We start from the raw sequence: 17,809 nt of genomic DNA, 5'->3' as shown, positions 1-17,809 counted from the left end.
TTACAGGTGGATTTATCAAAATGCCCGTTAAGTGCACGAAATTTATTCATAAACTTTACTTTTAATCGCTGTCGTTATTCTTTAAAGGCTCTTCAGATAAATAAAGATTCACTTTTGTTAAGTTTTTTCTGTGCTTAAAATAATTAGAACATATTTTAAACTAATCGTGTTAGTTATTTATGTTTCATATACCTAGTCCTAGTTATTCTTATAGTGCTGATGAATTACAGCTCAGGACGTTAGATGCTTGGCAGAAATTTGAGCCGCAACTCAAAGAGTTGAAGCAAAACGACCAAATATTCTATATCTATTTCCCTTATGGCTCGCATGCAGGTTATAAAGTGTGCGTATCAACAGATGAAAAACTGATAACAAGTATATGTAAATTCCGTCTTGCTTGGATTTTCCCGGTTTCACCCTCGGACAGAGATGCTTATGAGGCTCGTAAATTTGAGCCCCATGTACACGTGGCCGCTTGTTGTTCTTCGTATGTGCCACTCAAGTGGGCGGTGAAGAGTATGGCGTGGGGGAAAGTAGAGCAGACCGCATTACTTTTTCATTATTGTGAAAAAAGACGATTGATTAGTATGTTGTGTGAGTTTTTCAATTGTCGGGAAAGCATAGAAGCTTTAAGCCATGATCCTTTTAGTGTTCAGTTAAAAACCATACAACGAGTTCGGCAATATGGGCTTGACAGCATGTGTAGATCGAGTGATACAGCTCGGGTGCAGCGTGCACTTGAAGCGGCATGTCATCAGTTATCGAAATACAAAATTGATGCGCTACTCAAATATGCCGAATCTAGAAGAGAAATTTTTAGTTCTTTTTTCTCTGTCGAGCGTCGATTCACTTTGGCTCAAGAGTCCTCGAACGTGATAGTAAAATGCCAATGGCTTGATAGCTTAATTGATAAGCTTGTGGAAGACGCAGAAGACACAACTCAGACCAAAAATCAATTTGCCAAACACTGTGTCGATCGACTGTTGTTATTAGAGTCTGCTCATCAATCCCCAGAGTTTTTCTATTTGTTGATAATGCTATTTCCAAACGATGAAAAAGCTGCTGAAAAGATTAATTGCATAGGTGCGGTGATGCTCCCTCAATGTACGTCAGATATGCTGAAAAGTTTGACTTTAGCCTGCTTTAAGTGGCAACCACAACTTCCTAAGGAAGTTAAGATAGTAAAAAAACAAATTATCGAACATGCGACCACGATTGAATTGTATCAGTTGCTTAGTAGCCTTGATAGCAATGCTGCTATCTACTTAATCAATACAAAAGGTATTTCTAGTGCGCACATTGCTAGCTTATTGCAAGAATGTTTAGCTCAAAATGATTTAGCTCTAGCGAAAGTTATTTTATTGAATTTAGATAAGTCCGTGCTTGGTTATGCTCTGGATGAAATTAGCCAAGAAGAATTACCAAGGCTTATGTTCCTTCTGCCAAAAGAAGCATTTTTAGGGTATTTAAAAGAGGAGCGACCTAACAAGGATTTATTCCAATTCACTATTTGTAATCACCCTGAGTTTCTTGAGCGATATGCAACTAGCTTAAAAAATTTGGAAGTTGTGGTTATTGTTGCTCAGGTAGTGTCACCAAATGGGTTAGTGGCATGTATCGAAAAACAAACCGATCCAGAGTCCAAAAGGGCAATGCTAGGGGTATTTGTCACTAATGCCCCAAACATATCGAGATTGATTGATAAATATTTTATTAGTAAGCCAAAACTCGGAAACAAATTATTTCAGAGGGTTTCCGTTGAGGCTCAAGCTAAAGTGATTCAAGAGGTATCTGAAGAATACTCTATACAACTTCTTCAGCAAGTTAATACGCAAAAACAGCAAGCTATTCTTGAGCTTATACCTTCTCCCCTAGCCAACATTCTGTTCCGACAACTGCCTCAGCTTGAACAAGAAAAAATCAAAACGTCTTTATTGGCTAACCCTAATGCTAAATCTGTGTGGTTTTTCAATGAAATGTCTGATGAGCATTTAAGTCAGCTGGTCTTTTCAGGCAAGGAGAAGGTTGATATTAACGCCTTTCCAACAGAAATATTGGCTTCAATGATAAGGCATTTGTTAGCTAGCAAAGATTCGCCTCGCTGTATTTTGCTATTTAGAAAGCTTGATGATAGAAGCTTGCAAAAACTAGCTCAGAATTTAACGGTTTCACAACTGTGTGAACTAATGACCATACTTTCAAATGCCGAAATTGTGAGGTTATTGGAATGTGAAGAAGTAAACCCTTTTCAAGAGGCGTTTTTTGACGTCAATCCTATTCTTTACAAGCGTTTATTACATAGCTTTCCTGCAAAGTTAGTTGCGAAGAAGATAAAGTCAAAACCTACGTCAGACTGTTTAGCGGTGTTGTTAAACCCCAAAAAAGGGCAAAGAATAAACGACATTTTTTCTGATATGACGGGGTGCAATTTACCTGGCTTTTTGGATGCATTAAATCAGTTAGAGCCTGTGCAAAAACATCTGTTCTTTGAACATGTTCATCATGATACTGTTGTTGATTGGATGAGAGCCAATAGTAGAGATTTTAGGTTGTCAGCATTTTTGCGCTGTGCAACAGCTAAGCAAGCCATCAAAATATTAACTGAATTTGGGAAAATTGATATTTTAAGCTTAGTTGAAGGGGAACCATCTGTACTAAATAAGTACACAAGTGTTATTGCACAACTCTCTAGTAATGCTTTATTACTTATCTTTACCCGTCCTTTCACACCGTTAGGGTCTCGAATCAATTTGTTCATCTCGTTAGATGGAAAGAAAAAACAGGCGATCTTTAAGCAAGTCTTTGGAGATGTTGACGTCCATAAATCACCGCAAAACAAATTACCGGCTCAACTATTGATGCATATGCCAAAGAATTTTCAGATTGATACTTTAAACCAATGGATGAAGTTGGGCTTGATGTCTCTAAATGCTAGAGAGAACAATTTTTTTATTCTGTTTGTACTTGAACAAAATACAGGGCAACTTAGAGAACTTCTGTTCCTTGTAGATAGAAAAGCTTTTTTTAATTTACTTGATAAATACACCTTATCTTCAGCGTTCTATGAAAAACTAACACAATGCTACAGTGAACCAAACAGCCAAAGATTCAAATATGCACTAGAAGCATTCGAGCAAAAGGGGAAAACATTACTTGCGGTAATTCAGGAACGAAAAGCTGCATCACGTTAAACAATAATTAGTGCGTCATAGTGTCGCAGTTTGTTGTTAATTGATTGATAAAACTTATGGTTTTAATCAAAATTTAGTCACAAATAAGTAATGGATTATTAATATGCGACTAAACTCTCTCAGCTTTGCTCTAGCATCAATCTACCTTCTTTCTCATTCCGCTTGGGCGGAATCCACTTCTGTTTACGAAGTCATTGAAGTGCGTGGCCATGTTTATAAGCAACAACCCACTGAAGATTTAGTTACCGATCCAGAGTATGCCATTCCAACCAGTGATTTAGCCGATTTATTAACCTCGTTACCAGGAGCCAATGTTAATGGCAACGGCCCTATCAGTAAAATTGCGCAATATCGTGGCCTTTATGGCGATCACATTGCGACTAAAGTTGATGGCCTGACCTTAGCGGGAGCGGGGCCAAATAGTATGGATGCGCCAATGAGTTACGCTAGTGTGTTACTGACAGAGTCCATTGAAATGGTTCGTGGTATCGCGCCAGTGAGTAGCGGAGTGGATACACTTGGCGGCAGCTTAACCGTGAATACTGTTAACCCTGAAGTTGGTGGACAATGGTTACACACATTAGGACAGTATACGGATAATGGTCAGCAGTCCCATTTAGGTGCATTAGGTAACGTAAGCTGGGGACAGCAAGCTTTATTGCTGCATATTGAACAAGCAAAGGGTAATAAAGCCGCTAAAGACGGTGCTGGTCGTCGAATATTACCTGGTGTTTATTATAAATCTCAAATTGGGGCAAAATATTTGTTCGAAGTTAGCCCTAATCATCAACTGATGTTTAACTATTCTGGCGTAAACACAGGTGACTCAGCAACGCCGGCGTTACCGATGGACATAGATTTTATCGATACGGATCGCTACAAACTTTCTGGATTCTCTGAACTGGATTGGGGGCAAATAGAGTGGCATATTGGGTGGCAAAATGCCCGTCATGGGATGGCTAATAATCTGCTTCGCCCAGTAAAAAGTCCGATGATGGCTCGTTACAACCGTGCCGATAGCACGGGTATTGATGGCAATATTTCATTTACTTTAGCGCAGTGGCAATTCGGCTTGGACTATCAGCAGAGTGTTCATGATTCGATGATCACTAATCCTAATAATGCCATGATGAGAGTGCATAATTTTAATGATGTCGAAGAGCAAACTTTAAGCGCTTTTGGTGAATGGAATCAAAAAGTAGGAAAGCATCATTGGCAACTAGGGGGGCGTGTAAAGCAATACCGAAGTGATGCTGGTGACGTTGCTCATTCTATGGCAATGATGAATCCGAACATTAAAGCCTTGCGTGATAAATTCAACCAATCTAAACGTAATCAGAATGAAGTTGGTGTTGACCTTGTGGCGCAATGGTTATATCAAGCGAATGATGAAATAAGCTGGCGAGTGAGTGCTGCACGTAAACAATCGAACCCGAGTTATCAACAGCGCTATTTATGGGTGCCAATGCAAGCGACAGGTGGGCTGGCTGATGGCCGTACCTATATTGGACAAACAGATTTGAAACTGGAAACGGCTCATCAATTTGAATTTGGATTAGATCTAAACGCTAAGGGCTTTAGCGTTGCACCTAGAGTGTTTTGGCAGCAAATTGACAATTATGTACAAGGGGTAGCCGTTACTGATCCGCAAGTAAAAATGGTGGCAATGATGATGGGGGATAAAGCCCCATTACAGTTTGCCAATACTGATGCCGAGCTATACGGTTTTGATATTGAGGCTCAATATCAAATTAATGAGAATTGGCAGCTGAATATGATCAGCAGTTACACTCGTGGTAAGCGAACTGATATTGATGATAACTTATACCGTTTAGCACCATTATCAGGCTCTGTGTCGTTAAGTTATCAGCAGCATAACTGGCGTACTCAGGTGATATGGCGTGGTGCAGCGAGTCAGGATAAAGTATCAAGTATTCAAAGCGAGCAAAGCACATCAGGTTATGGCGTAATGAACCTGTTAACCGCTTACGAAACTGACCAATGGTTGCTGAAAGTTGGAGTAAGCAATGTATTTGATAAAGAATACCAAGATCATTTAGCCGGTTATAATCGAGTAATGGGAAGTGATATTGCTACTGGCGAGCGTTTACCCGGCTATGGTCGTCAAGTTTGGGCTTCGATTCTTTACAGCTTTTAGAACATAATATTTCTGTGCTCAGTTGTTGCTTGCAGTTTAATAACGATTACGCGTGTATATCTATTTGTTAGCTGTTTAGATAGATGGCGCTTTTTAGGCGTAATTGTTGACTTGTTTTGAATTTCTGAGCTTTTTTCACGATCAAGGTAAGTGTAATTTCTGATTACCCTTAAAGGTAATTTAATTACCGATATGGGTGTAAAGCTAGCGAAGTAGAGACAAATTGCTCGATCTGCTTTTGATAATTCTGTTAATGGAATTTTTATGTCATGTTTACAGGAATTGACTGTGCAAGAAACAGAAGATATTTGATCATGCTGATGATACGATAAAATTAATTGATCAGAAGATGATATTCTTGTGATCGTGTAACAAATTGATCTCACCCCTTTGGCGCCAGATTTCGCTTCGCCAGTCAAATTTATCAATACAGAAGTAATCCAGTCATGCTTAAAATCTAAAGAAAATGTATCTTGAATCGAATAAGAAATGCTGTGATGCTGGGGCTCAATCATTTATTGCCAAGTTTAGGGTTAACATCCTAATATGGTAATTCGCCCATGCTTAACTCAGTTTGAATAACATCAACTCAAACCGGTTTTTTGGCGAGCTTTCTTTGAAGAGTACGGCGATGCATCCCCAATTGTCTTGCAGTCGCTGAAACATTGCCTTCATTAGCATTAAGTACTTGCTGAATGTGTTCCCATTCTAAACGCTTTGGGTTCATCACTTCATCTTCGTCTACAAGTTGGTTAACTTCAACTTTTTGCTCGTTTAAGGCCAGTAGTAAGGTTTGGGTATCAGCAGGTTTGGTGAGATAATTGTCCGCCCCTAAGCGAATGGCTTCAACAGCGGTAGCGATGCTGGCAAAGCCGGTTAGTAATATGATTTTGGCTTTGGGTAATAGGGCTCTGAGTGGTTGTATTAAATTTAAGCCGTTTTCTTCTTCTAGTTTCATATCCAGTAAAATATGACTCGGCTGGTGTTGTCTTGCCAGCAATAATGCTTGCGTTCTGTTGTGACAGGCTTCTACTTCAAAACCATGATTACTTAATCGTCTTTGTAAAATTAACGCTAAGCTGGCGTCATCTTCGATAATAAGTAACTTATTCATAGTTTGAATCTTCGGTTTCTGTGGTTGTAGGTAAGGTTATCGTAGCAATGCAGCCTTGTGTTGGGTGTTCAGTTAAGCTCAAAGACCCAAGGTTTCGTTCTAAGCTTGCATGAGTAAGCATTAAAGCTACTCCAAGTCCTTTTTTACTGGGGATAAATTGTTTCCCCAAATAGGGGCGTATGCTTTCGTCAATGCCATTACCAAAATCACGAATTAAGATTTGGCATTCGCCTTGTTGATTATATTGAGTCGATATCTCAATTTTAGATTGTGATATTGCGGCATTTGATGCTTTACCTGCATTATCGATTAGGGTTAAAAGGGCGGGTAAAATGCCATGATCGATACACAGTACTGGTGATGGTTGCTGTATTATTTTCCAATCAATCAGACATTGAGGTAACAGTAATTGCGCCTTTTTCTTCGCATCTTGTAACAAGTCACTGAGTTTAATTTCACGTTTTTTTCCATCTCGTATGGCATCGGTAGCCAGTCGTAATTCTTGTAAGCTGGACTCACATCGAGACAGGTTATTATTGAGTTCCTTAAAGGCTTCTTGTGATGGAGATTGCTTTAATTCGTCTAGCCATAACCGCATTGAGCATAATGGGGTCGCGAGTTGATGCGCCATTTGCGCTGATGAAGCCCCTAAGGCAACCAGTTGCTCTTGCTTAAGTTGTGCTTCGCGCATGGCACTGACCTGCGAATCTCTTTGCTTTAATTTTGCTGAAAACAGCACTAACCCAGTATTGAGTACTACCACAGATAAAATAAAGTTCAGCCACATACCTATGTAATGAGAACTCATGCCCATTTGCGCCATGTGCTTCATATGAGGATCGAAATACAGCATAACGCTATAAACAACACAGTTCATTCCACTAAAGAGCCACGATTTACGAGGGGACATGGTGATGCTTGAGATGGCAATAGGTACGAGTAAAAATGAAATAAAGGCATTAGATGCACCGCCGGTGAGATAAAGCCAGGCTAACCAAAAACTATTATCGATCAGTAAGATAAATAGATGCAGTGTCCCAAATTCTTTAAGGTTATTGATTTTTTTATGGCTGAATAATAAATACCCAAGCTCAATTGAGAACAGGTAAATCAGAATTGCAGATTGATTAGTTAAACCAAACCAGTCACTTAACCCATAACTGAGAACAAGGCGAAATCCCCAGCCCAGATAGCGAGAAAAGGTTAATATCTGCTCAAGTTTATTGATATTTAGGGGATTCATTTGCATTTAAGTCTTATTTAAATGTTTGTTTTTAAAGTTAATTGATGTTGATGAAAAACTAGGAATTAAATGATAACAGTAACTCAGTGATAAATGATGTGTTAAGACAAACTTTGGTTAAAAAAATGCAAATTTCAGTAAACGGATTTTTGCTCGAAGTCGAAGGTGCACTTAGCATTGCTATTAAAAATAGCGATTTTTAATGGCAAAAACCGCTTTATAATTGACTACAAATAGTAAGGGTATAAAATCTTCCTTTAATTATTTAGTTAAATAGGTGAAAAAATGGCCAAGTGGAACGGAGACTATATTAGTCCATACGCAGAACATGGAAAGAAAAGTGAGCAGGTCAAGAAGGTTACCGTATCGATTCCACTAAAAGTGTTAAAAGTGTTAACCGATGAACGTACACGTCGTCAGGTTGGCAACTTACGTCATGCTACGAACAGTGAGCTGCTTTGTGAAGCATTTTTGCATGCTTATACTGGTCAACCACTTCCATCAGATGAAGATTTAGCCAAAAGCCAGCCAGACAGTATTCCAGCTGAAGCTAAAAAAATGATGGATGAAATGGGGATTGAGTGGGAAGATCTTGAGTAACCCATTACCATTAGAATCTTTGTTTGAACAAACGCTGCATCAAGTTGAGTTATGCTATCAACACGCAGAGCAAGTGATGCGGCGTTCATTTCCTCGTCCTGAGGTATGTTTTAAGCTTAGAGGCCGCAGTGCTGGAATGGCACATCTTCATCTCAATAAACTCCGCTTTAACCAACAGATGTTGCGAGATAATGGCGCTGCATTTATCAATGAAGTTGTTCCCCATGAAGTCTGCCATTTGCTTTGTCATCATCTCTATGGGCGAGTAAAGCCTCATGGTAAAGAATGGCAAAGCTTGATGTTGAGTTTGTATCAACAACAGCCAAAGACTACACATAGCTTTGATGTTGTGTATCGACCTCAACAAACGGTGGATTATCGGTGTAATTGTGGTGTAGTGAAATTGACCATTCGACGACATAATAAGGTGGCACGAAATCAAGCGTCATACCGTTGTAAAAATTGTTTGCAAATCTTGATGAGTATATAGCTGCATAAATTTGAATGTAGATGATAGAGAAATTCAGTGAGGGTTAAGCAACATTCTGAAAGAATACATTATCTTGGCTTAACTAATAGCATAATATCTATGGCAGTATCACCATATTCACCACTATCTCCATATATGACAGACGATGACATACAAAACGATGCTCAAAGGCAGAAGATCCACGGTAACAGGAAGGAACTAGCTTTGAATTTGCTTGCATATGCCGTTGTGGTCGGTTCTATTACGAACCCTTCCATTGGAGTCATTTCAATGACTATTCCGGTATTTTTCACGCCGCTTTATCATTATATTGAAGACACAAAAGGTATTCCTGAACCCAAAAATTATAGTGAAGCAGTAATATTGTTTTTCTCAAATCCAGTTCGTGAAGTACCCAAAAAACTCGCAAATTTTTTTAGCTTTTCTTGATTAAAATTAACCAGTTAATAGTATTATAGATTATCTGACAGATAAGATTTTAAGTGTAATATCATCAGAGTGAAGCGAACTATTGTAAAACGGACATTTATGAACATCATTCTGTTAACTCATCAACGAGAGTTATCAAAAAAGACCAATACGGGTGCATTGGTGACAGATGTATTAGAAGAAAGTGCAAAAGTCATTATTTGGGAAAGAACAAATCCATCCCCTGATATATTGACTGCAATAGAAAAAGGCAAGGTAGCATTGCTGTATCCAACAGATGAAAGTACATCTGTGTCAGTAAGTTATGACTTTGATAGTTACATTGTGATCGACGGTACTTGGCAGGAAGCACGCAAAATTTACAATAAAAGCCCTTACCTTAAAGAATTGCCTAAAGTGAAAATCGAACCATCAAGTACGTCAATATACCAACTAAGGCGTAATCAAAAGCCCAATGGATTATGTACGGCAGAATGTGTTGCAGAGCTATTGAAAGCAAAGGGAAGCGTTATGGCAGCAGAAAAGTTACAGGCCAGGTTAGCCGATTTTGTTTCTAATTCTTAGCGTCTTCATCAATCTGTAAATAATGTTTAGACAGCGCTTTGATTTTGGCCTGATTAATGGCATTTAAGGAATCAAAGTGCTGGTGGATTTGTTTAATTTTGTCTAAATATTTAGGGTTGTCAGCAGGAATATCTTGCCAGTATCGGTTACGTTCAATCTCTTGTAGTTCACCGCCTTTAACCACCTTATTAAAACTGATTTCACGCTTAAGACGAATGATCTCACTGCGGATGAGTTTTAATAACTTGTCACGGCTTACCGTCCCCTTCTCTAATAACATTTTTAAAGGGTCTTCTTTACTTGACTCTTTATCTAGGTCGATTTGATTGATGACGCCAGATTGATACTCGATTTGTTGTCGCTTGTAACCATTCGGGCAAGTCGTTTGGGTATAAACCACTTTTTCACCCAGCGTACATTTTAAGAAGCTGTTGGCGTGAGCTAAGGGACAAAGTAACAGCATAAGCAGAGTGACGACAAACCTAGCCATTGGGAGTGATTCCTTTCATGTTTATCCTTTATTTAGAGCCGTCATTTGCCCTAATACTGCTCAAGTATTTGTTAACTAGTTCAAGCATAATACAAAAAATTGACAGATTACAGAAAATGTTGATTTTTTGACTATACTCAAATTTTGTTATCCGCAAAATGAAGTACAAGGAAGTATGATGAGCGTCGGATCAATTAAACCATCGAATATTCAACAAATCCTATCTCGCCAGCAAGATCGCGCTGACGACAAAAAATTAACCACTAACCAACTTGCCGTTCAAGGTCATATTTTCCGTATCGACCAATTCTTAAAAGACACCGAAAGTCGATTACTATCATTGTTTCAACACGTCGATATATTAGAGAAAAATAATGAAACGCCAGATGATAGTTTTATTGCTGCAATTCCGAACACCATGACAGCGATAACGGATTTGGACAACCTTAAACACCAATTGGATTATCACTGTCAGAAAAACTCTAATGTGATCAAAAAGGTTTCAAAGCTTGATCTTCGTGAGTTGGATGGCGTCGTTAACGCAAGAATGGATTTGGTCAATCAAGCGATTCAGATTGATTGGAAGCAACTTAGTTAACCTCAGCTCTGCATAAGCCAACCTCTACAGCACAGCTACTTATGCGTATTTCAGTGTTAGAACAGCCCGTAATAGACCGGCTATTACGAACTGTTCTGCCTCGAACTACACAAAATTAGCAGCACTGTAGATAAAAGTTTAAGGTTTGTATTGTAAATCAGAATGTTATTGATTTCGTTATACAGAGCTGAGGTTAGTTAACCACAGCTCAAATTAGTCAGAAACAACATCTATAAAGAAATGGCACACCCTTTGGTGTGCCATTTTATATTTGGTCTATTTGCTTCTTTGAAAACACTCGTTATCTATTAGCCTTGCTTTACCCAGCCAAGCGGCCACTAATATCACTAATGATTCATCTTCAGGAGTGATTTTTTGCAGAGTGTCGGCATGACGAACGATCAAGTAATCAGGCGTTAAACCCGCCTCGATAAGGGATGCTTTTGCATGTTCTATCGCAGTATCGATAATAAGGCCGTTTTGCACTTTCTCAACAAACCAATCTAAGGTTTGCTTGATTGCAGCCGCCGTTTCTCTTTGTTTGGTTGTGAGATAATTATTGCGAGAACTCATCGCAAGACCATTGCTTTCACGATAGGTATCAACCCCAATTATGTGAATGGGAAGATCCAAATCTTTAACCATGCTCTTAATGATTGCCAGTTGTTGATAGTCTTTTTGACCGAAAACGGCAACATCTGGCTGCACCATGTTGAATAGCTTTAGCACCACAGTCGCAACACCAATGAAGAAGTGAGGGCGACTTTCACTTTCGCCACAGTTGCCAATTACGTCTTCAGGTACAATCACTTTAGTGCTGTTTTCAGGTCCTTTGGGATATATCAAATCTGTTGTTGGAGTGAATACCAGAGCTGTTCCTACTTCCTTTAGTGCCTCTAAGTCAGCGTTTAAAGTTTTAGGGTAGCTGTCTAGGTCTTCATGTGCTGCAAACTGTAATGGGTTAACATAGATTGAAGCGACAACATGATCAGCGTGCTTTAGTGCTGTTGTTACTAAAGAAATATGACCTTGATGTAAGTTTCCCATTGTTGGAACAAAAGCGACGGTTTCACCTTTGGCTTTCCACGCTTTAATTTGGCTACGTAGTTCGGCTAATTCTGCTGTTACTTTCATTGCTCATTAACCACTTAATTAAACGTGTGTTCTTCGGCTGGAAATACTCCGTCAGCGACTTCTTGAATAAAGGCTTTTACGGCAAGGCGAATATCACCCGTTTGAGCAAGGTAGTTTTTTGAGAACTTTGGAATATAACCGCTGGAAATCCCCAGAATGTCGTGCATTACTAAGATCTGACCATCGGTATTTTTACCTGCACCGATACCAATGACAGGAATGGTTAACGTTTCTGAAATCGTTTGTGCTAATTGAGCCGGAATACATTCAAGCACTAATAATTGAGCGCCTGCTTGCTCAATAGCTATAGCTTCGTCAAGAATGCGTTGAGCGTTTTCATCGCCTCGCCCTTGAATTTTAAAACCACCAAATACATGCACAGACTGCGGTGTTAAACCTAAATGAGCACAGACTGGAACACCACGCTCTGTAAGCATAGTGATGGTTTCTAGGAGCCAATGTCCGCCTTCTAATTTAACCATACTAGCGCCAGCTCGCATTAGCTGAGCCGCATTTTCCATGGTTTGCTCTGGTGTGGCGTAACTCATAAACGGCATATCAGCGATGACCAGTGCACGTTTAACAACATTCGCTACACAGCGAGTATGGTAGGCAACTTCTTCCATGGTAACCGCACAGGTATCTTTACCACCTTGGATCACCATTCCAAGAGAATCACCGACTAATAATACATCAATGCCTTCTTCGTCAAATGCACCAGCAAAACTAGCGTCATAGGCGGTTAGCGCTGTAAATTTTGTTCTATCTTGCTTGAGGTTAAGCAAGCTTGAAGTGGTAACTTTAGCCATAGATTCTACTTAAGGTAAACAGTGTTAATGGAACGCAGATTTGAATCCTGAAGATTTTGTAAGCACTTGTCAATGATCTGAATCTAGCTCTTGCAATTCAGATCGTAACTTAGCAGAAATCAGACTCTTAAGCGGGGTTTCACAAGGCAAGATTAGCTCTGGTGAGAGATTAAACAAGGGAACCAATACAAAAGAGCGTTGTTTCATACCGTAATGGGGGATGGTTAAACGCTCAGAAGTCATAATAAGGTTATCGTATAACAAAAGATCAAGATCTAGGGTTCTAGGTCCCCAATGTTGGAGCCTGACTCGACCTTGCTGTTGCTCAATAACTTGTAATGCATCTAATAGCTCAAGGGGAGAGCGTTGAGTTTCAATGCGAGCAACGGCATTGATATAGTCAGGCTGTTCAATCCCTCCCATAGGCACTGAAGCATAATAGGGAGAGATGTGAAAGCTTTCGGTTTCAGCTAATGCTTTTAGTGCAACGCAGGCTGCATCGAGTTGCGCCTTGGGTTGCTCTAAATTAGCGCCTAAGGCGATATAAGCTTTAGCCATTCTGTTGTTCATTCTTAGGCTTGCGAGGAGCACGACGGCGGCGTTTAGAGCCATTTTTATTACGATTGTAGGCATTATTCGCTTGGCGAGCAATATCAGTACGCTCTTCTTCTGACGCGTCTACAAATGAGCGCCACCATTTAGCTAACTGGTTAACTTTGCCTGATTCCACTTCTCCACGCATCAATAATAAATCGTAAGCCGCTCGGAATTTTGGATGCTCTATTAATTTAAATGCACGAGTGCCTTGGTTTTTTTCTAGTCTTAATTGCAGCTGCCAAATTTCTTTTGAAACTGTGCTGAAACGACGTGGGATACCAATGCTTCGACATTGCTGCTCCATAACATCTCCCATGGCAGCAACAAAGGCATCATAATGGGATAAGCCACCTTCAGTCATGATATCGAGTGCTTTTTGCTGCAATGGATACCAAAGTATTGCGGCATAAAAATAGGCTGGAGTGACCGTTTTTCCTTTCTCTATGCGGCGGTCAGTATTCCTGAAAATTAATTCCACCATTTTTCTGAGCGTAGGATCAGATTCGTCATCCATTCCATGAACAATTTGTGGAAATAGTGGTTGGAATAAGCCGAAATCGTATAATAAGTGATAGTTCTGTACGGCTTTACCATTGAAGAACAATTTAGAAACTTCTTCAAACATACGAGCCGCCGGAATGTCACCCAGCAGTGATGCTAACGTTTTTATTGGTGCTGCCGTTTCTGGCGCAATTTTCATATCCAGTTTTGTGGCAAAACGCACGGCACGTATCATGCGAACAGGATCTTCACGATAGCGAGTTTCAGGATCGCCGATCATGCGGATCATGCCTTGCTCGATATCTTGAATACCGCCACCATAGCTGTGTATTGAAAAGTCACTAATGTCGTAGTAAAGCGCATTTACGGTGAAATCACGACGCTCTGCATCTTCGTCGATGGTTCCGTAAACGTTATCTCTCAGTAAGCGCCCTTCGGCATTAGATTTAGATATATTGTCATTATTTTGCTTGTGGTGACCACGAAGAGTAGCCACTTCAATCACGTCACGACCAAACACAATATGAGCAAGACGAAAACGACGACCCACTAAGCGACAGTTTCTAAATAACTTGCGGATTTCTTCAGGTTTAGCATTGGTGACGACATCAAAATCTTTTGGCTCTAACCCTAAAAGAATATCGCGAACGCCACCGCCAACTAAATAGGCATCAAATCCAGATTTATGCAGACGATACAGCACTTTCAGCGCGTTTTCGCTGATTTGTCTACGGGAAATACTATGAGATTTTCTTGGGATGACTTGTAAGTCTAAACCATTGTCATTGTTTACCGTTTGGCCTTGAATGGTATTTTGTTGCTCAAATAGCTGCTTACAAAACTGACTGATCCTGCGAAAAATGGGACACCTCGTTGAATATGAAAGTACCTGAAATTTGGCGGCTATAATATCTCATAACTTGCCAAGTCCCAAGTACTAAGCATTAAATTGAGTTGTTGATTATATTTTAATGAGTCAGCTAGAACTTATCGCTCTTTTTACAAAAATACCCCATCGGTTCTTGCGAGCTCGAAAAGACTAAAACCTCAAATGCTGTTCCTGCAGCATACACTACGCGTTTCAAGAAATATTGGCTAAACCAACCCCTACTGAACCATGATGATTTAGAGGAACTTGAAGCATTCGAGGTGTAGCTTCTACCCGATGATTTCGGTTTTGCCTGTGCCTTATTTGTTACTTGATTCTGAGCAAGTATTTCGGAAGAGATAACAGAAGATGGGGGTTCAAAGCCATTAATTTGTGGACGTGCAGGACTCAGCTGAACTGGAGTCCTACTCAAGGAACTGGTGCGTGGTGATTTCTGCTTTAATTGATTGATCAGCTTGCTTTTCAGTTGAGAGTTGTTATTGATGGTAAAAGTCGCTTGTTCATTCAAAGAACGAATTAACAACTCTGACTGTCGAGTAGTTGCGGTGAGAGATGGTGCCTCTGTTTCACTTCGAATTTCAAAAAATTGACAGATGATTTTTTTATTTCTATGCCCTTGAAATGCGAGAGCGACATTGTATTGCTTTATTGTGGAATCTGGTTGCGTAATGTCTACCGTTTTTGTATCACTTTCAAGATTACACAAATCAGCCACGGATATCTTTGTGGCACGGCAATCGCCATCATTATTTGGTTCATAGGTGGGGCGAATAACAGTGCATGATTGAGGTGCTGCCATTATTTCCCCGTAAAATTGAAGGTAACTGATTATAATTAATCATGATTTCGATACTAAAAGCAATGAACAAAAATGCTTTTATTAGATTAAAAACATCTCAATTGTATGATTTAGTTTTATCGCACAATAGAGATATTCTTAGTTGAGTGATTTAGAGCTAGTAAAAACATTTACAAAGCTTCTTAATAAATTGACGAAAGCAACCTTGAGGTTGTTGGGGTTGATACCCCTCACTGTGTATGCGTAAAGGTGTCTTCTCACCTAAGTATTGTATGCTAGTGCCTGCTGCATTTATCGGCGCGGGAATGGCTCTCTGTTGCTCTTCAGGGGCAAAAACTTCCCAAGATGTGCACCGCTTTAATAGAGCTGCTCTAAGTCGAGCATTATGATTTATCGTATTGTTTGCTCGTGTACTTATTTTTGTCAACAGTGGTTCGGTCAGTGTTTGGTTGCCTTTAAGTGTGGTTTGGCTGTCACTGCTAGCATGAAATGTACAATTAACTTTGTCAGTAGAGAATGCTTTTCTATAAGCAGATAATTTAACTTCATACTCTTCGTATCTATCATCTGTATTAGGCAGACGTATCATTACCTTTTTGATATCGCTTTGGAGTCCCCTCAATTCTTCCGCTGATATGCTTTGAACATTATAAGAATCAGGAGTACTCCCACGTGTATAGACAGGGTTAATGCGTACACTTTGCAAAGCAGAGGACATCTTTGCCTCATAAAATATTTTAAAGCAAAGTACATTAATCACAATTGTGTTACGAAAAGCAAAAAAAGAGTGCTAGTTATTAGAACAATAATTTATAAATTGAAAGAATATGTTCTTTGATGACGATTGAGAGCTGTAGCTCTCAATCGTTACCTCAAGTTTTTTAAAACAATACTCGCACTCTAATGGTTTCTTTAATCGTATTTAATTCAGCAAGTGCTGATTCAGCTTGTTTTGATTCAACCTCCATAACAACATAGCCAATATCACCTTTAGTTTGGAGGTGTTGTGCAGAAATGTTGATGCCTTTTTCTGAAAAAGCTTGGTTAATTTGGATCAATACACCAGGTTTGTTTTGGTGAATATGCAGTAAGCGAGAGCGCCCCTCATGAGATGAAAGTGATACCTCTGGGAAGTTGACCGCACTGACGGTCGAACCATTATCAGAATATTTAGCTAACTTACCGGCAACCTCAATACCAATATTGGCTTGTGCCTCTGCAGTGCTGCCACCTACGTGAGGGGTTAATATGACGTTGTCTAAGCCACGAAGTGGGCTGTTAAATTCATCTTGATTAGACTTAGGCTCAACTGGAAATACATCGACAGCGGCACCCGCGATATGACCCGCACTTACAGCTAAAGCTAATGCATCAATATCGACCACTGTGCCACGTGAAGCATTGATCAGATGGCTTCCTGCTTTCATTTTCTCAAGTTGAGCAGAGCCTATCATGTTTTTAGTGGTGTTGGTTTGTGGCACATGCAAGCTCACCACATCAGCTTGAGCCAGTAATTTATTCAAAGTGGTAACTTGCTTGGCATTCCCTAGAGGGAGTTTTTTCTCAATATCATAGAATATGACCTGCATGCCAAGGGTTTCAGCCAGAATGCCTAACTGAGTACCAATGTGACCATAACCAACGATGCCCAAGGTTTTTCCACGTACTTCATGACTACCCGTCGCCGACTTTAGCCATTGTCCACGGTGAGCCTTGGCATTTTTTTCAGGGATCCCACGCATCAACATGATGATTTCGCCAAGCACTAGCTCTGCGACACTGCGAGTGTTAGAAAAAGGGGCATTAAATACAGGAATACCCGCCGCGGCCGCTGCGTCTAAATCTACTTGATTAGTACCGATACAAAAACAACCAATCGCAGCCAGTTTATTGGCTTTGTCGATTACTTGTTGGGTTAACTGAGTACGAGAACGGATACCAATAAAGTGAGCATCTTTTATCGCTTTTTCAAGATCATCACCTACCAAGGACGACTTATAAGACTGAATGTTGGTATAGCCTTCTTGCCTTAGAACTTCTTCCGCAGAAGGGTGAAGTCCCTCAAGAAGTAAGATGTTAATTTTGTTTTTATCAAGCGAATGCTTGGCAGACATGGAAACCTCGATTGTTATGCAGCAGTGTTCAATAATTTTACTGTTATATCAATTTTTTAAGCGATGACAAACGGTGATTGACAGAAAAG

At 39.8% G+C, this 17,809-nt stretch carries 17 protein-coding genes; 7 read left to right on the top strand and 10 right to left on the bottom strand.

Annotated elements, in window-relative coordinates:
- The first annotated feature begins 179 nt into the window (after positions 1 to 179).
- Positions 180 to 3,191, top strand: a complete 3,012-nt coding sequence (locus tag AC1EU0_RS04325; protein ID WP_480300698.1) for a hypothetical protein — start codon at positions 180 to 182, stop codon at positions 3,189 to 3,191.
- Positions 3,192 to 3,294: 103 nt separating this feature from the next.
- Complete coding sequence (locus tag AC1EU0_RS04320) at positions 3,295 to 5,349, top strand: TonB-dependent receptor plug domain-containing protein (RefSeq protein WP_480300697.1); 2,055 nt, start codon at positions 3,295 to 3,297, stop codon at positions 5,347 to 5,349.
- A gap of 589 nt (positions 5,350 to 5,938) precedes the next feature.
- Here the strand turns inward: AC1EU0_RS04320 and AC1EU0_RS04315 are convergent.
- Entirely contained in the window at positions 5,939 to 6,463 is a 525-nt protein-coding gene (locus tag AC1EU0_RS04315; RefSeq protein ID WP_480300696.1) for a response regulator transcription factor, read from the bottom strand.
- Positions 6,456 to 7,712 (bottom strand): sensor histidine kinase, encoded by a 1,257-nt coding sequence (locus AC1EU0_RS04310; protein WP_480300695.1) that lies wholly within the window; start codon positions 7,710 to 7,712, stop codon positions 6,456 to 6,458. The genes AC1EU0_RS04315 and AC1EU0_RS04310 overlap by 8 nt, the downstream gene beginning before the upstream one ends.
- Before the next feature lie 279 nt (positions 7,713 to 7,991).
- Here AC1EU0_RS04310 and metJ point away from each other — a divergent pair, with 279 nt between their 5' ends.
- From metJ to AC1EU0_RS04290, 4 genes are all read left to right on the top strand, one after another.
- On the top strand, positions 7,992 to 8,306 hold the full coding sequence (metJ, locus tag AC1EU0_RS04305; protein ID WP_480300694.1) for a met regulon transcriptional regulator MetJ: 315 nt from the start codon (positions 7,992 to 7,994) through the stop codon (positions 8,304 to 8,306).
- The gene (locus tag AC1EU0_RS04300; protein WP_480300693.1) at positions 8,299 to 8,796 is read left to right on the top strand and encodes a SprT family zinc-dependent metalloprotease; all 498 of its coding nucleotides are present in this window, start codon (positions 8,299 to 8,301) and stop codon (positions 8,794 to 8,796) included. Before metJ ends, AC1EU0_RS04300 begins: the two co-directional genes overlap by 8 nt.
- Before the next feature lie 99 nt (positions 8,797 to 8,895).
- Positions 8,896 to 9,225 (top strand): hypothetical protein, encoded by a 330-nt coding sequence (locus tag AC1EU0_RS04295; RefSeq protein WP_480300692.1) that lies wholly within the window; start codon positions 8,896 to 8,898, stop codon positions 9,223 to 9,225.
- Between the two features lie 69 nt (positions 9,226 to 9,294).
- The gene (locus AC1EU0_RS04290) at positions 9,295 to 9,789 is read left to right on the top strand and encodes a DTW domain-containing protein (protein ID WP_480300691.1); all 495 of its coding nucleotides are present in this window, start codon (positions 9,295 to 9,297) and stop codon (positions 9,787 to 9,789) included.
- Here AC1EU0_RS04290 and AC1EU0_RS04285 read toward each other — a convergent pair.
- Entirely contained in the window at positions 9,779 to 10,279 is a 501-nt protein-coding gene (locus AC1EU0_RS04285; protein WP_480300690.1) for a DUF4124 domain-containing protein, read from the bottom strand. The genes AC1EU0_RS04290 and AC1EU0_RS04285 overlap by 11 nt on opposite strands.
- A 178-nt stretch (positions 10,280 to 10,457) precedes the next feature.
- On the opposite strand from AC1EU0_RS04285, the gene AC1EU0_RS04280 reads away from it, so the two are divergent.
- The gene (locus AC1EU0_RS04280; protein ID WP_480300689.1) at positions 10,458 to 10,877 is read left to right on the top strand and encodes a hypothetical protein; all 420 of its coding nucleotides are present in this window, start codon (positions 10,458 to 10,460) and stop codon (positions 10,875 to 10,877) included.
- A 276-nt stretch (positions 10,878 to 11,153) separates the two neighbouring features.
- Here AC1EU0_RS04280 and panC read toward each other — a convergent pair whose 3' ends face one another.
- The 7 genes from panC to serA form a co-directional block, all read right to left on the bottom strand.
- Positions 11,154 to 12,011, bottom strand: a complete 858-nt coding sequence (panC, locus tag AC1EU0_RS04275; RefSeq protein ID WP_480300688.1) for a pantoate--beta-alanine ligase — start codon at positions 12,009 to 12,011, stop codon at positions 11,154 to 11,156.
- A gap of 14 nt (positions 12,012 to 12,025) precedes the next feature.
- Positions 12,026 to 12,820, bottom strand: a complete 795-nt coding sequence (panB, locus tag AC1EU0_RS04270; RefSeq protein WP_480300687.1) for a 3-methyl-2-oxobutanoate hydroxymethyltransferase — start codon at positions 12,818 to 12,820, stop codon at positions 12,026 to 12,028.
- A gap of 69 nt (positions 12,821 to 12,889) precedes the next feature.
- A complete protein-coding gene (gene folK, locus AC1EU0_RS04265) occupies positions 12,890 to 13,378 on the bottom strand; it encodes a 2-amino-4-hydroxy-6-hydroxymethyldihydropteridine diphosphokinase (protein WP_480300686.1) in 489 nt (162 codons plus the stop codon).
- The gene (gene pcnB, locus AC1EU0_RS04260; RefSeq protein ID WP_480300956.1) at positions 13,371 to 14,828 is read right to left on the bottom strand and encodes a polynucleotide adenylyltransferase PcnB; all 1,458 of its coding nucleotides are present in this window, start codon (positions 14,826 to 14,828) and stop codon (positions 13,371 to 13,373) included. The genes folK and pcnB overlap by 8 nt, the downstream gene beginning before the upstream one ends.
- 70 nt (positions 14,829 to 14,898) lie before the next feature.
- The gene (locus AC1EU0_RS04255; RefSeq protein WP_480300685.1) at positions 14,899 to 15,606 is read right to left on the bottom strand and encodes a hypothetical protein; all 708 of its coding nucleotides are present in this window, start codon (positions 15,604 to 15,606) and stop codon (positions 14,899 to 14,901) included.
- Between the two features lie 157 nt (positions 15,607 to 15,763).
- Complete coding sequence (locus AC1EU0_RS04250) at positions 15,764 to 16,324, bottom strand: hypothetical protein (RefSeq protein ID WP_480300684.1); 561 nt, start codon at positions 16,322 to 16,324, stop codon at positions 15,764 to 15,766.
- Between the two features lie 163 nt (positions 16,325 to 16,487).
- Positions 16,488 to 17,720: a phosphoglycerate dehydrogenase gene (serA, locus tag AC1EU0_RS04245; RefSeq protein ID WP_480300683.1), complete on the bottom strand. Its 1,233-nt coding sequence runs from the start codon at positions 17,718 to 17,720 to the stop codon at positions 16,488 to 16,490.
- Positions 17,721 to 17,809: the final 89 nt, after the last annotated feature.

Source organism: Parashewanella sp. 2210YD4-3 (assembly GCF_056591735.1).
This window is presented reverse-complemented; position numbering and strand designations above follow the sequence as displayed.